The sequence below is a fragment of the Micrococcus sp. NPDC078436 genome (assembly GCF_040702705.1).
In the GTDB taxonomy this organism is placed as follows: domain Bacteria; phylum Actinomycetota; class Actinomycetes; order Actinomycetales; family Micrococcaceae; genus Micrococcus.
The window spans coordinates 68,235-82,430 of record NZ_JBFBLX010000004.1 but is presented as its reverse complement, the minus strand read 5'-3'; the positions used below and the strand labels follow the sequence as shown (position 1 = coordinate 82,430).

The window sequence follows — 14,196 nt, the reverse complement described above, 5'->3', positions numbered from 1 at the left end:
CCCGACCCACCCTCGACCCCGCAAAGGACCGGTTCTCGTGACCGCTTCATCCTCCTCCCACCGTGCCGCCGGCGCGGCGGACCCCTCCCGCATCACCGCCACCACCGTGGCCCTCGCCCTCGCCTCCCTCATCTCCCAGATGGTCATCGTGGTGACGGGCGGGGCCGTCCGGCTCACCGGCTCCGGACTGGGCTGCCCCACGTGGCCGAAGTGCACGCCCGAATCCCTCACCACCACGCCGGAGATGGGCATCCACGGCATCATCGAGTTCGGCAACCGGACCCTCACGGGCGTCCTGGGGGTCATCGCCCTGCTCATGATCGTGCAGCTCTGGCCCCTCCGCCGCACGCACCGCACGTCGTTCCTGCTCGCGTGCCTGCTCCTGGCGGGCATCGCGCTCCAGGCCGTCATCGGGGGCATCACCGTGTGGATGCACCTGGACCCCCGGATCGTGGGCGTCCACTTCGTCATCTCCGGGGTGCTCATCGCCCTCGCGGCCATGCTGTGGCTGCGGGTGCGGGAGGCGCACCGCCACGGCGCGGGCGCACCCCTCGTGGACGGCGTCACCACCCCCGGCACGCGCCTGGCCGCCCGGGTCGCGTACGCCGCCCTCTGGGCCGCCCTCGTCCTGGGCACCCTCGTGACCGGCACCGGTCCGCACTCCGGCGACCCGGCGGCGGCCCGGCACGGCTTCGACGCCGTCATGATCACCCGCCTGCACGTCGTGCCGGTCTACCTCACGGTCATCGCGACGGTGGTGCTGCTGGTGCTCATCCACCGCACGCGCGGCTCCGGCGCGGGCCAGCGGTCCTCGGCCTGGTTCCTGCTGGCGGCCGTCGTCCTTCAAGGGATCCTCGGCTACTGGCAGCACGTCGCGGGGCTGCCCATCGGGGTCGTGGCGGCCCACCTGGCCGGCGCCACGGTCGCCGTCGTCGCCGGCACCCTGGCGTGGCAGCGCCAGACCAGCGGACACGTCACGCCGGGGCACTGAAAACCCGCGCCGGAGACGCAGAACGGCCCCGCATCCTCCGGCCGGAGGATGCGGGGCCGTGGTGGTGACGGGGCCGAGGGCCGGTTCAGGCGCCGAAGCGCATGAGCGGCACGCCCACGAACGGGTCGATGGCCAGAGCCACGAACAGCAGCGTCAGGTACGTGATGGAGAGGTGGAAGACCTTCATGGCCTTGCGGTCGTCGAAGTCCTCGCGCTGCGCGCGGCGCTGGAGGACGTGGGCCTCCCACACGAACCAGCCGCCGACGCCGAGCGCCACGGCCGTGTACACGATGCCGGCCCAGCCCATGGGCACCAGCAGCAGCGAGCACACCACGGTGGCCCACGCGTAGAGCACCACCTGGTTGGACACGAGACGCGCTGAGGCGACGGCCCCGAGCATGGGGACGTCCGCCTCCTGGTAGTCCCGCTTGTACTTCATGGACAGGGGCCAGTAGTGCGGCGGGGTCCACAGGAAGATCACGGTGAAGAGCACGAGGGCGGGCCACTCGACCGTGCCGCGGACCGCGGCCCAGCCGATCAGCACGGGGAAGCAGCCGGCGATCCCGCCCCACACGATGTTCTGCTCCGTGCGGCGCTTGAGGATCAGCGTGTAGACCACCACGTAGAAGAAGATGGCGGCCACGCCCAGGCCCGCCGCCAGCCAGTTGGCGCCGAAGCCGAGGACCAGCACGGAGAGGACAGCGAGGGTCCACGAGAACACCAGGGCCTCCCGCGGGGTGAGCTCGCCCGTGACGAGGGGCCGGCGCTCGGTGCGCTTCATGATCCGGTCGATGTCCCGGTCGATGTAGCAGTTGAACGCGCCGGAGGCGCCGGCCGCCATGGCACCGCCCACGAGGGTGGCGATCATGGTGGTGAGGTCCGGGAATCCGCGCTGGGCGAAGATCATGGTGGGGAGCGTGGTCACCAGCAGGAGCTCGATCACCTGGGGCTTGGTGAGCTCCAGGTAGGCGCGCAGCTTCCGGCCCAGGGGGACCGGCGGCCGCTCGGGCGCTGGGGCCGACCGGACGTCGGCGGCGGGTGCTGGGGAGTGCGACTCCACGGAGGATGACATCTGCTTCTCACGGTGAGGGGACGGGGTCAGGCCGGGGACGGGGCGCGGGGAAACCTCCACGCCCTGCACGGGGCCCTGCTCCATCCTACCCGCGGGCCCCGCGGCGCGCCCGGGGAGGCGGGCGTCACTCCGGGACCGGCCGGGGGTCCGCGGGCTAGGCTGGCGGGGACGCCGCCCGTCGGGAGCGATCCCGACGGCGCGCCCCGATGTCCCCCACATGCCAGGAGCAGTCCCGTGACCGACGCCCCGTCCCCCGCCGCCGGGCCCATCCCCGCTCTGGACCGCGTGCCGCCCGCGCGGGAGTTCGTGTACGACGACGCCGACCGCCGCATGGTGGACACGCTCAAGGTCCTCGCCGTGGACGCGGTGGAGCGTGCGGGCCACGGCCACCCCGGCACTGCGATCTCGCTCGCGCCGGTGGCGTGGCAGCTCTTCCAGAACGTCATGCACCTGGACCCGGTCGACGACCGCTGGGCCGGCCGAGACCGGTTCATCCTCTCGGCGGGCCACGCCTCCCTCGTCCTCTACCTGCAGCTCTTCGCCGCCGGGTACGGCCTCGAGGTCGAGGACCTCGAGGCCCTGCGCACCCGCGGATCCCTGACCCCCGGCCACCCGGAGTACCGCCACACGCCCGGCGTGGAGATGACGACGGGCCCGCTCGGCCAGGGCCTGGCCTCCGCGGTCGGCTTCGCGTACGACCAGCGGCGGGTGCGCGGCCTGCTGGACCCCGACGCCGCCCCCGGGACCTCGCCCTTCGACCACCACGTCTTCGTGATCGCCTCGGACGGCGACGTCCAGGAGGGCGTGACCGCCGAGGCGTGCTCGCTCGCCGGTCATCAGGAGCTCGGGAACCTCGTGGTCGTCTACGACGCGAACCGCATCTCCATCGAGGACGACACCGACATCGCCTTCACTGAGGACGTCGCCGCCCGCTACGAGGCCTACGGCTGGCACGTGCAGGAGGTCGACTGGACCAACGGCGCCCAGGGGCACGACGTCTCCGAGTACACGGAGGACGTCGAGCGGCTCTACGAGGCCCTCGCCGCGGCGAAGGCCGAGACCGGGCGCCCCTCCCTGATCAAGCTGCGCACCGTGATCGGCTGGCCCTCCCCCACGAAGCAGAACACCGGCGGCATCCACGGCGCGAAGCTCGGCGAGGACGAGGTCCGTGAGCTCAAGGCGCACCTCGGCTTCGACGTCGAGGAGCACTTCGCGGTGGAGCCGGGCCTCCTGGAGCACGCCCGCGCCGTGGGCGAGCGCTCGAAGGCCTACCGCGCGCAGTGGGAGGAGGCCCTCGCCGCGTGGCGCGAGGCGAACCCGGAGCGCGCCCGCCTCTTCGACCGGCTGACCGCCGGCGATCTGCCCGAGGGCTTCGCCGAGGCGTTCCCCACCTGGGACGCCGATGCGAAGGGCATCGCCACGCGCGCCGCCTCCGGCGAGGTCCTGACCGCCCTCGCCCCCGTGATGCCCGAGCTGTGGGGCGGCTCCGCCGACCTCGCCGGCTCGAACAACACCACCATGAAGGGCGAGCCCTCCTTCGTCCCCGCACGCCGCTCCACGAGCACGTGGCAGGGCGACCCGTACGGCCGCACCCTGCACTTCGGCATCCGCGAGTTCGCGGCGGGCGCGATCGTCAACGGCATCACGATCGGCGGGCTGACCCGTGCGTACGCCGGCACGTTCCTCCAGTTCGCCGACTACCAGCGCGCCGCCGTCCGCCTCGCGGCCCTCATGGGCGTGCCGAGCATCTACGTGTGGACGCACGACTCGGTCGGTCTCGGCGAGGACGGGCCGACCCACCAGCCCGTGGAGCACCTCGCCGCGCTGCGCGCGATCCCGGGCCTCGACGTCGTGCGCCCCGCCGACGCGAACGAGACCGCGTGGGCGTGGCGCACCGTGCTCGAGCGCCGCACGCACCCCGCGGGCCTCGTGCTCACCCGGCAGAACGTCCCCGTGCTCGACCGTGGGGAGGGCGCGCTCGCCGCGGCCTCCGGCACCGCCCGCGGGGCCTATGTGCTCGCGGAGGCGGCCGGCCCGGACGGCTCCCCCGCCGCGCCGCGCGTCCTGCTGATCGCCACCGGCTCCGAGGTGCCGGTGGCGCTGGGCGCGCGGGGCCTGCTGCAGGCCGACGGCGTGCCCACCCGCGTGGTCTCCGCCCCGTGCCTCGAGTGGTTCGCGGAGCAGGACGAGGCCTACCGGGCCGAGGTCCTCCCCGACGGCCCGGATGCGCCCGTCCGCGTCTCCGTGGAGGCCGGGATCGCCCAGCCGTGGTTCGAGCACACCGTCACCGCCGGATCCCGCGGGGCCCGCGTGAGCCTCGAGCACTACGGCGAGTCGGCCGACGGGCCCCTCCTCCTCGCCGAGTACGGCTTCACCCCCGAGAACGTCGCGGCCACGGCCCGCGGCCTGCTCTGAACCGAACGAAGGGCGCCTCCCATGACCGAGAAGAACCCCCGCACCGCCGCCCTCGCCGAGGCCGGCGTGTCCCTGTGGCTGGACGACCTCTCCCGCACGCGCCTGGACTCGGGCACGCTCGAGGAGCTGATCGCGACCCGCTCCGTGACCGGCGTGACGACGAACCCCTCCATCTTCGCCCTTGCCCTGAAGGACGCGGACGCCTACGAGGCGCAGCTGGCCGAGCTCGCCGCGGCCGGTGCCACCGTCGACGACGCCGTCACGGCGCTGACGACGACGGACGTGCGCCGCGCCGCAGACGTCCTTGCGCCCGTGCACGAGGCGACGGGTGGAGCGGACGGCTTCGTGTCCATCGAGGTGGACCCCCGCCTCGCGCGGGACACCGACGGGACGATCGCGCAGGCCCGCGAGCTGGCCGCCGTCGTGGACCGCCCGAACCTCATGGTGAAGATCCCCGCCACGGTGGAGGGCCTGCCGGCCATCTCCGCGGTGCTCGCCGAGGGCATCAGCGTGAACGTGACGCTCATCTTCTCCCTGCCCCGCTACCGCGAGGTGCTCAACGCGTGGCAGTCGGGCCTCGAGCAGGCCCGGGAGAACGGCCACGACCTCTCCCGCATCCACTCCGTGGCCTCCTTCTTCGTCTCCCGCGTGGACACCGAGGTGGACGCGCGCCTGCGCGCGGGCGGCCGTGGCGACGCCGACGGCCTGACCGGCAGGGCCGGCCTCGCCAACGCGCGCCTCGCGTACCGGGCCTTCACGCAGGCCCTCGACACGGAGCGGTGGCGTCTCCTCGAGGCCGCCGGCGCCCCCGTGCAGCGCCCCCTGTGGGCGTCCACCGGCGTGAAGGACCCCGCCCTGCCGGACACCCTGTACGTCGCCGGCCTCGTGGCCCCCCGCACCGTGAACACCATGCCGGAGAAGACCCTCGAGGCCTTCGCGGACCACGGCGAGGTCACGGGTGACACCGTCACCCGCGCCGACGCCCAGGCCGAGGCCGACCTCGACGCGATCGGCGCCGCGGGCGTCTCCTACACCGAGGTCGTCGAGCAGCTGGAGGCCGAGGGCCTGCAGAAGTTCGAGTCCGCGTGGGCCGAGCTGCTCGACTCCGTGCGCGCCGGCCTCGACGCCCACCGCTGAGCACAGCCCGACCGACCTCCACCGCACCCGGAAGGACCACCATGAGCACGCTCGGCCTGACCGCCACCGGATCCGCCCTCGAGGCGATCGACCGTCACCTGCCCGCCCTCCTGGAGGACCGCGTCGCCTCCCGCCTCGGCGCCCAGGACGCCACCCTGTGGGGCGAGCAGGCCCGGGACGAGGCCGCGCGTCGCCTGGGCTGGATCTCGCCGTTCGCCGACGCGCGGGCCGTGGTGGCGGACGTCGAGGCCCTGGCCGCCGAGCTGCGCCGCGCGAGCCTGACCCGCGTGGTCCTCGCCGGCATGGGCGGCTCCTCCCTCGCCCCCGAGGTCATCGCGGCCGCCGCCGGCGTCCCCCTCGAGGTGCTGGACTCCACCGACCCCCTCGAGGTGGCCGACGTGATCGGCCGTGACCTGGACCGGACCGTGCTGGTGGTCTCCTCCAAGTCGGGCTCCACCGTCGAGACCGACTCCCAGCGGCGCATCGTGGAGCGCGCGCTGCGCGAGGCCGGCGTCGACCCCGCCGAGCGGATCGTGGTGGTGACGGATCCGGGCTCGCCCCTGCACGAGGCTGCCGAGGCCGCCCACTACCGCGCCGTCTTCACGGCCGACCCGACCGTGGGCGGGCGCTATTCCGCCCTCACCGCGTTCGGCCTCGTGCCCGCGGGCCTGGCCGGCGCGGACGTCGCCGCCCTCCTCGACGAGGCGGAGTCCGTCGCAGGCCTGCTCACCGCGGACGACGTCGAGAACCCCGGGCTGCGGCTCGGCGCCGCGATCGGCGGCACGAGCCCGCTGCGCGACAAGCTGGTGATCTCCGACCTCGGCTCCGGCCTCCCCGGCTTCGGGGACTGGGCCGAGCAGCTCCTCGCCGAGTCCACGGGCAAGGACGGGACGGGCCTGCTGCCCGTCGTCGTGGCCCCCGGCGACCCGGAGACCGTCTCCGCCGCGGGTGACCTCCTCCAGGTCCAGATCGTCGGCGCCGACGTCCCCGAGGACGACGCCCCGGCCCACGGCCTGCGCGTCTCGGGCTCCCTCGGCGCCCAGATGCTCACCTGGGAGGTGGCCACCGCCGTGGCCGGCCGCCTGCTGGGGATCAACCCGTTCGACCAGCCGGACGTGGAGGCCGCCAAGGCCGCCGCCCGCGCGCTGCTCGACGCACCGGCCGGCCCCGCGGAGTCCGGTGCCGTGCTCCAGGGCGTCGAGGTCTCGGGCCCCGCCGCCGTCACGGAGTCCGCGGACCTGCGCTCGGCCCTGGGCGCCGTCGTCGGGCTCATCCCGCCGGGCGGCTACCTGGCCGTGCAGGCCTACCTCTCGCGCCACGCGGACGCCGAGCTCGCCGGGATCCGCTCGGAGCTCGCCGAGCTCGCCGGGCGTCCGGTGACCTTCGGCTGGGGCCCGCGGTTCCTGCACTCCACCGGCCAGTACCACAAGGGCGGCCCCGCCACGGGAGTGTTCCTGCAGGTCACCGGCGCGGCCGGGACGGACGTGGAGGTCCCGGACCGCCCGTTCTCCCTCGGCCGCCTGATCGCCGCGCAGGCCTCCGGCGACGCCGACGTGCTGCGCGCGCTCGGGCGCCCCGTGATCACGGTGCACCTGCCCCGGCGCGCCGCCGGGATCGCCGCCCTGCGGGACGCCGCCCGTGGCCGCTGAGCTCCCTGTGCGCGCCGGCCGCCCGTCCAACCCCCTGCGCGACCCGCGCGACCGCCGCCTGACCCGCATCGCCGGGCCGTCCTCGCTCGTGCTGTTCGGGGTGACGGGTGACCTCGCGCGAAAGAAGCTGCTGCCCGCCATGTACGACCTCGCCCATCGCGGCCTCCTGCCGCCCTCGTTCTCCCTCGTGGGGTTCGGACGCCGTGACTGGTCCGACGACGAGTTCGCGGACTACGTGCGGGCCTCCGTCGAGGCGGCCTCCCGCACCCCGTTCGACGAGACGGTGTGGGACCAGTTCCGCGGGGGGCTGCGGTTCGTCTCGGGCGCGTTCGACGACGCCGAGGCCTACGCACGCCTGCGGGACATCCTCGCGGAGCTCGAGACCACCCGCGGGACCGCCGGCAACGCGGTGTTCTACCTCTCGATCCCGCCGGACTGGTTCGAGGCCGTCTCCCGCCACCTCGCGGACCAGGGCCTCGCGGACCGCTCCCAGCCGGCCGACGGCCCGTGGCGGCGTGTGGTGATCGAGAAGCCGTTCGGCCATGACCTGGCCAGCGCGCAGGAGCTCAACGCCGTGATCGAGCGCGTCTTCCCCTCCGACGCCGTGTTCCGGATCGACCACTACCTCGGCAAGGAGACGGTCCAGAACATCCTGGCCTTCCGGTTCGCCAACCGGATCTTCGAGCCGCTGTGGAACGCAGACCACGTGGACCACGTGCAGATCACCATGGCCGAGGACATCGGCATCGGAGGCCGCGCGGGCTACTACGACGGCGTGGGCGCGGCCCGCGACGTCATCCAGAACCACCTGCTCCAGCTGCTCGCCTTCACCGCGATGGAGGAGCCCATCTCCTTCGACGCCGACCACCTGCGCGCGGAGAAGGAGAAGGTCCTCGCCGCCGTGCAGGTGCCGGACACGCCCGCCGGGCTCGAGGCGGCCTCCGCCCGCGGCCAGTACACGAGCGGCTGGCAGGGCGGGGAGAAGGTCACGGGCTTCCTCGACGAGGAGGGGTTCAACCCGGCCTCGACCACGGAGACCTTCGCGGCCCTCAAGGTGGGCATCCACACGCGCCGCTGGCAGGGCGTGCCGTTCTACCTGCGGGCGGGCAAGCGCCTCGGCCGGCGGGTCACGGAGATCGCCGTCGTGTTCAAGAAGCCCCCGCACCTGCTGTTCCCGGTGCACGCCGGGGACGAGTACGGGCAGAACGTGATCGTCATCCGCGTGCAGCCGGACGAGGGCGTGACCATCCGCTTCGGCTCCAAGGTGCCAGGCACCCAGTCCGAGGTCCGCGACGTGACCATGGACTTCGGCTACGGCCACGCGTTCACCGAGGACTCCCCCGAGGCCTACGAGCGCCTCATCCTGGACGTCCTGCTGGGCGAGCCTCCGCTGTTCCCGCGGCAGGCGGAGGTGGAGCAGTCCTGGCGCATCGTGGACCCGTTCGAGGAGCACTGGGCCTCCCTCGACGCGCAGCCCGAGCCCTACGCGCCCGGGACGTGGGGTCCGCCCTCGGCGGACGCCCTCATGGCCCGCGACGGACGAGCATGGAGGCGGCCGTGAGGATCAGCATGCAGGACACCACCACCTCCCACGTGGCCAAGCGCCTCACCCGCCTGCGGGAGAAGGGCGGAGTCGTGGCCCTCGGCCGCGTGCTCACCCTCGTGATCAGCACCGACGACGCCGGCATCGAGTCCGCCCTCGAGGCCGCCAACGCGGCCTCGCTGGAGCATCCCTGCCGGATCATCGTGCTCGCGCTCGGCGACCCCGCTGCGCCGACCCGCCTCGACGCGGAGATCCGCGTGGGCGGGGACGCCGGCGCGTCCGACGTCGTGATCCTGTGGTGCACCGGGGACAACGCGCAGGCCGACGAGTCCCTCGTGGGGGCGCTCCTGCTGCCCGACGCCCCGATCGTGGCGTGGTGGCCGGGCCTGCCGCCCGCGGTGCCCTCCGCCACGCCGCTGGGCCGCCTCGCCCACCGGCGCATCACCGACTCGGGCGCCTCCGCCCACGCCGAGTCCGCGCTGTGGGGCCTGCGCGCCGGCCACCGCGACGGGGACACGGACCTGGCCTGGACCCGCCTGACGCTGTGGCGCATCCAGGTGGCCGGGATCCTGGACAACCTCGACGCGCGGAGCCTGACCTCCGTGAGCGTGGACGGCGCCCCGGACTCCCCCAGCACGCTCCTGCTGGCCTCATGGCTCACGCTGGGCCTGCGGATCCCCGTGACCATCGCGCACTCCAAGGTCGGGCGCGGGATCCGGTCCGTGCGGCTGCGCCGCCCCGAGGGCGACGTGGTCCTCTCACGCTCGCAGTCCCAGGTGGCCCGGCTCTACCAGCAGGGCCGCCCCGTGCAGCGCATCGCGCTGCCCCGCCGCTCCGACCAGGACTGCCTGGCCGAGGAGCTGCGCCGCCTGGACCCGGACGAGGTGTTCGGCGCCGTGCTCCACGAGGGCCTGCCCCTCGCCGACCTCTCCGCGGTGCAGGCGAGCGAGCGCTGACGGGGAGCTCGGCGGCCCCGGACACGCGAGGCTCCCGACGTGACAGGACCCCGCGATCCATGGCGGATCGTGGGGTCCTCGTCTCGGCGGGCGTCACGGCGGGGCGTGGCCGGCGGGCGGGCGTGGCCCGCCGGCGTGGCCGGGCCGGGGTTCAGGAGTCGATGCTGAGGCGGCCGATGAGACCGATGGCGATGATCGACGCGCCCCACAGGACCACGGATGCCACCGTCACGCGGGTCAGGAGGCGTTGCGCGGAGCCCGAGGAGCTCATCGACGTGGTCACGCCGCCGCCGAACATGTCCGACACGCCGCCGCCGCGCCCCTTGTGCAGGAGCACCAGGAGGACGATCACCACGCTGAGCACCACGACGAGGATCTGCAGGATGGGGGTCAGGACGTCCACGGTCCGCTCCTTAGGGTCACGGCCCGGCCCCGGGCGTCACGCACCGGGACCGGCTCCGAAGGTCATCTCGTCTGCGCGCCCGCTCAGGCGGCCGCGTCGAACCGGACGATCCTAGCAAACTCGTCCGCGTCGAGGCTGGCGCCGCCCACGAGGGCGCCGTCCACGTCCGGCTGGGCGAGCAGCTCGGGGGCGCTCGAGGACTTCACCGAGCCGCCGTAGAGCAGGCGCATCCCGGCGGCGACGTCGTCGCCGTGGATGCGGGCGACCTCCGCGCGCAGCGCCGCGCACATCTCCTGGGCGTCCCCGGCGCTCGCGACCTCGCCGGTGCCGATGGCCCACACGGGCTCGTAGGCGACGACGACGCGCGCGGCGTCCTCGGCGGAGAGCCCCGCGAGGGAGCCGCGCAGCTGCTCCACGGTGTGCTCGACGTGACGGCCGGCCTGCCGGACCTCGAGGCCCTCGCCCACGCAGACCACGGGGGCGAGCCCGTGGCGCAGCGCGGCGGCGGCCTTCCGCGCCACGAGGGCGTCGTCCTCGCCGTGGATCGTGCGGCGCTCGGAGTGCCCGACGATCGCGTAGGCGCAGCCGAGCGAGTTCAGGAACGCGCCTGAGACGTCGCCCGTGTACGCGCCGGAGTCCTCCGGGGAGAGGTCCTGCGCGCCGTAGGCGAGCTCGATGCGGTCCCCCGTGACGAGGGTCTGCACCGCGCGCAGGTCGGTGAAGGGCGGGAACACCGCGGCCTCCACGTGCTCCTGCTCGTGGCCGGCGTCCTGCAGCAGCCAGGCGAGACGCTGCACCAGGGTGACCGCCTCGCGGTGGTCCATGTTCATCTTCCAGTTGCCCGCGATCAGCGGGGTGCGCGCCGGGGCCATGCTCAGGCCTCCGTCCCGCCCTGCAGGGCGCTGACGCCGGGCAGCTCCTTGCCCTCGAGGTACTCGAGGGAGGCGCCGCCTCCGGTGGAGATGTGGCCGAAGGCCTCGTCCTCGAAGCCGAGGGAGCGCACGGCCGCGGCGGAGTCGCCGCCGCCCACCACGGAGAGGCCGCCGTCGCGCGTCACGTCCGTGAGCGCCTGCGCCACGGCGCGGGTGCCCTCGGCGAAGGCGGGGAACTCGAACACGCCCATGGGGCCGTTCCAGAACACGGTCTTCGCCTCGCGGACCTGCTCCGCGAACGCCTCCGCGGTGGCGGGGCCGATGTCCAGCCCCAGGGCGGAGGCGCCGTGCGCCCCCGCGGTGAGGGCGTCGACGGGCAGCACCTCGTGCTCGGCGTCGGCCGCGAAGCCGGAGGCCATGACGATGTCGGTGGGCAGGACGATCTCGGCGGCGTCCTTGCCCGAGCGCTCGAGGTATCCGCGGACGGTCTCCAGCTGGTCCTCCTCGAGGAGGGAGGCGCCGACCTCGTGGCCCTGGGCCCTGAGGAAGGTGAACAGCATGCCGCCGCCGATGAGCAGGACGTCCGCGGTGTCCAGCAGGTTCTCGATCACGGCGAGCTTGTCCGAGACCTTGGAGCCGCCGAGCGCCACGACGTAGGGGCGCTCCGGGTCGGCGGTGAGGCGCGTCAGGACCTCGAGCTCCGCGGCCACGAGCGGGCCCTGGTGGGCGGGCAGCTGGGAGGCGATGTCGAAGACGGAGGCGTGCTTGCGGTGCACCGCGCCGAAGGCGTCGCCCACGTACGCGCCGTCCTCGCCCGCGAGGGCCGCCATCTCGGAGGCCAGCTCGGCGCGCTCGGCGTCGTCCTTGGAGGTCTCCCGGGCGTCGAAGCGGACGTTCTCGAGCAGGAGGACCTGGCCGTCCTCCAGGCCCGCGGCCTTCTGACGCGCGGAGGGGCCGGTGACGTCCTCGGCCAGCGCGACGGGGGCGCCGAGCAGCTCGCCCATGCGGGCGGCGACGGGCTTCAGGGAGTACTTCGGGTCCGGCTCCCCCTGGGGGCGGCCGAGGTGCGCCATCACGACGACGCGGGCGCCGGCGTCGGCGAGGGCCTTGACGGCCGGGAGGGAGGCGCGGATGCGGCCGTCGTCGGTGACGGTCTGTCCGTCCAGCGGGACGTTGAGGTCCGAGCGGATGAGCACGGTGCGTCCGGCGACGCCGGCCTCGAGCAGGTCGGTCAGGGTCTGGGCGGTCATGCGTGCCTCCTGGGGTGCGTCGTGCGCGTACGTGGTCAGTCTAGGCAGACGGCCCGGCCCGGTGGGATGCCACCGGGCCGGGCCGTCGGGGGTGCTCAGCAGGTCAGAGCTGGCGGCCCATGTGGGACGCCATGTCCATGAGCTGGCACGTGTAGCCGTACTCGTTGTCGTACCAGCCGATGATCTTCACGGTCTGGCCGATGGACTTCGTCAGGGGAGCGTCGAAGGTGCACGCGGCCGGGGAGGTCACGATGTCCGAGGAGACGATCGGGTCCTCGGAGTACACGAGGCGGCCCTTGAGGCGCTCGGACTCGGCCGCCCTGCGGAAGGCCTCGTTGACCTCCTCGACCTCCACGTGGCGGGTCAGCTCGACGGTGAGGTCGGTGGCGGAGCCGGTGATGGTCGGCACGCGCATCGCGAAGCCGTCCAGCTTGCCCTTGAGCTCCGGGATGACCTCGCCGATCGCCTTGGCGGCGCCGGTCGAGGTGGGGACCATGTTCTGCGCGGCGGCGCGGGCACGGCGGCGGTCCTTCGTGTGCACGTTGTCGTGCAGGTTCTGGTCGCCCGTGTACGCGTGGATCGTGGTCATGATGCCGTCGACGATGCCGAACTCGTCGTTGAGCACCTTGACCATGGGGGCCAGGCAGTTGGTGGTGCAGGACGCGTTGGAGACGATGTCCATGGACGCCGAGTCGTAGTCCTCCTCGTTGACGCCCATCACGAAGGTGCCGTCGACCTCCTTGCCGGGTGCGGAGAGCAGGACCTTCTTGGCGCCCGCGTCCAGGTGGGCCTTGGCCTTCGGGCCCGTGGTGAAGATGCCCGTGCACTCCACCACGACGTCCACGCCGAGCTCGCCCCACGGCAGCACGGAGGGGTCCTTCTCGGAGAAGAAGGCCACCTCCTTGCCGTTGATGCGGAAGCCCTTGTCGGTGAGCTCCAGCTCGCCCGGGAATCGGCCGAGGATGGTGTCGTACTTGGTGAGCCAGAAGAGGTCCTCCGTGCTCGCGAGGTCGTTCACCGCGACCAGCTCGAGGTCGTCGTGGCCCTGCTCGAGGAGCACGCGGACGGCGTTGCGTCCGATGCGGCCGTATCCGTTGATGGCGATCTTGGTCATGGGGTTCCCTCTTGTCGATCTGGCTCTGGGGGTTCGGGATCTTCGGGTTCCTGCGTCCGCACACGGCGAAGGGCGGCGCTCACGCCTCCGTGGAGGAGGATGCGCGCCGCCCTGCGCGCTGCGGGGCCGGGCGGGTCAGGCCGGGAGGACGAGGCCGCGGGCGCCGGAGCGGGCCGCCTCGAAGCGGGCCTGGACGTCGGCCCAGTTCACGATGTTCCAGACCGCCTTCACGTAGTCGGCCTTCACGTTCTGGTAGTCCAGGTAGAAGGCGTGCTCCCACATGTCCAGCTGGAACAGCGGGATGGTCGCCACGGGGACGCCGTTCTGCTGGTCGTAGAACTGCTCGATGACCAGGTTGCCGCCGATGGGCTCGTAGGCCAGCACGGCCCAGCCGGAGCCCTGGATGCCGAGGGCGGCGGCGGTGAAGTGCGCCTGGAACTTCTCGAACGAGCCGAAGTGCTCGTCGATCGCGGCGGCGAGCTCGCCCGTGGGCTTGTCGCCGCCCTCCGGGGAGAGGTTCTTCCAGAAGATCGAGTGGTTCGTGTGGCCGCCGAGGTTGAACGCCAGGTCCTTGGAGAGCTGGTTGACGGCGGAGAAGTCCTCGGCGTCGCGGGCGGCGGCGAGCTTCTCGAGCGCGGTGTTGGCGCCCTTCACATAGGTGGCGTGGTGCTTCGAGTGGTGCAGCTCCATGATGCGCGCAGAGATGTGCGGCTCCAGGGCCGCGTAGTCGTAGTCCAGCTCCGGCAGAACGTACTCCGTCATGCTTCCTCCTTCGTCGGCGGGACCGCGGGCGG

Annotated in this window: 12 protein-coding genes; 6 read left to right on the top strand and 6 right to left on the bottom strand. The window is 73.4% G+C overall.

What is annotated here, in order from left to right; all coding sequences use genetic code 11:
* Nucleotides 1-37: 37 nt before the first annotated feature.
* Nucleotides 38-991: a COX15/CtaA family protein gene (locus tag AB0302_RS03860; RefSeq protein ID WP_366370574.1), complete on the top strand. Its 954-nt coding sequence runs from the start codon at nt 38-40 to the stop codon at nt 989-991.
* A gap of 85 nt (nt 992-1,076) precedes the next feature.
* On the opposite strand, the gene AB0302_RS03855 is transcribed toward AB0302_RS03860, so the two are convergent.
* Nucleotides 1,077-2,063 carry a heme o synthase gene (locus tag AB0302_RS03855; RefSeq protein ID WP_366370573.1) on the bottom strand — a complete coding sequence of 329 codons (987 nt, stop codon included), beginning with the start codon at nt 2,061-2,063 and terminating at the stop codon, nt 1,077-1,079.
* 234 nt (nt 2,064-2,297) lie between these two features.
* Between AB0302_RS03855 and tkt the strand changes: the two genes are divergently transcribed.
* From tkt to AB0302_RS03830, 5 genes are read left to right on the top strand one after another with little or no spacing between them, the layout of a single operon-like run.
* Complete coding sequence (gene tkt, locus AB0302_RS03850) at nt 2,298-4,478, top strand: transketolase (RefSeq protein WP_366370572.1); 2,181 nt, start codon at nt 2,298-2,300, stop codon at nt 4,476-4,478.
* Nucleotides 4,479-4,499: 21 nt separating this feature from the next.
* Nucleotides 4,500-5,615 (top strand): transaldolase, encoded by a 1,116-nt coding sequence (gene tal, locus AB0302_RS03845; RefSeq protein WP_319074334.1) that lies wholly within the window; start codon nt 4,500-4,502, stop codon nt 5,613-5,615.
* Between the two features lie 41 nt (nt 5,616-5,656).
* Nucleotides 5,657-7,264, top strand: coding sequence for a glucose-6-phosphate isomerase (locus AB0302_RS03840; RefSeq protein WP_366370571.1), 1,608 nt, complete (start codon nt 5,657-5,659; stop codon nt 7,262-7,264).
* Nucleotides 7,254-8,825 carry a glucose-6-phosphate dehydrogenase gene (gene zwf, locus AB0302_RS03835; RefSeq protein ID WP_366370570.1) on the top strand — a complete coding sequence of 524 codons (1,572 nt, stop codon included), beginning with the start codon at nt 7,254-7,256 and terminating at the stop codon, nt 8,823-8,825. The genes AB0302_RS03840 and zwf overlap by 11 nt, the downstream gene beginning before the upstream one ends.
* On the top strand, nt 8,822-9,763 hold the full coding sequence (locus tag AB0302_RS03830; RefSeq protein WP_366370569.1) for a glucose-6-phosphate dehydrogenase assembly protein OpcA: 942 nt from the start codon (nt 8,822-8,824) through the stop codon (nt 9,761-9,763). Before zwf ends, AB0302_RS03830 begins: the two co-directional genes overlap by 4 nt.
* Before the next feature lie 151 nt (nt 9,764-9,914).
* Here AB0302_RS03830 and secG read toward each other — a convergent pair whose 3' ends face one another.
* From secG to AB0302_RS03805, 5 genes are all read right to left on the bottom strand, one after another.
* The gene (secG, locus tag AB0302_RS03825) at nt 9,915-10,166 is read right to left on the bottom strand and encodes a preprotein translocase subunit SecG (protein ID WP_248117010.1); all 252 of its coding nucleotides are present in this window, start codon (nt 10,164-10,166) and stop codon (nt 9,915-9,917) included.
* An 83-nt stretch (nt 10,167-10,249) separates the two neighbouring features.
* Nucleotides 10,250-11,038, bottom strand: coding sequence for a triose-phosphate isomerase (gene tpiA, locus AB0302_RS03820; protein WP_366370568.1), 789 nt, complete (start codon nt 11,036-11,038; stop codon nt 10,250-10,252).
* Nucleotides 11,039-11,040: 2 nt separating this feature from the next.
* Nucleotides 11,041-12,288: a phosphoglycerate kinase gene (locus AB0302_RS03815; protein WP_366370567.1), complete on the bottom strand. Its 1,248-nt coding sequence runs from the start codon at nt 12,286-12,288 to the stop codon at nt 11,041-11,043.
* Between the two features lie 103 nt (nt 12,289-12,391).
* Nucleotides 12,392-13,402 carry a type I glyceraldehyde-3-phosphate dehydrogenase gene (gap, locus tag AB0302_RS03810; RefSeq protein ID WP_366370566.1) on the bottom strand — a complete coding sequence of 337 codons (1,011 nt, stop codon included), beginning with the start codon at nt 13,400-13,402 and terminating at the stop codon, nt 12,392-12,394.
* Between the two features lie 135 nt (nt 13,403-13,537).
* The gene (locus tag AB0302_RS03805) at nt 13,538-14,164 is read right to left on the bottom strand and encodes a superoxide dismutase (protein ID WP_319074342.1); all 627 of its coding nucleotides are present in this window, start codon (nt 14,162-14,164) and stop codon (nt 13,538-13,540) included.
* Between the last annotated feature and the right edge of the window lie 32 nt (nt 14,165-14,196).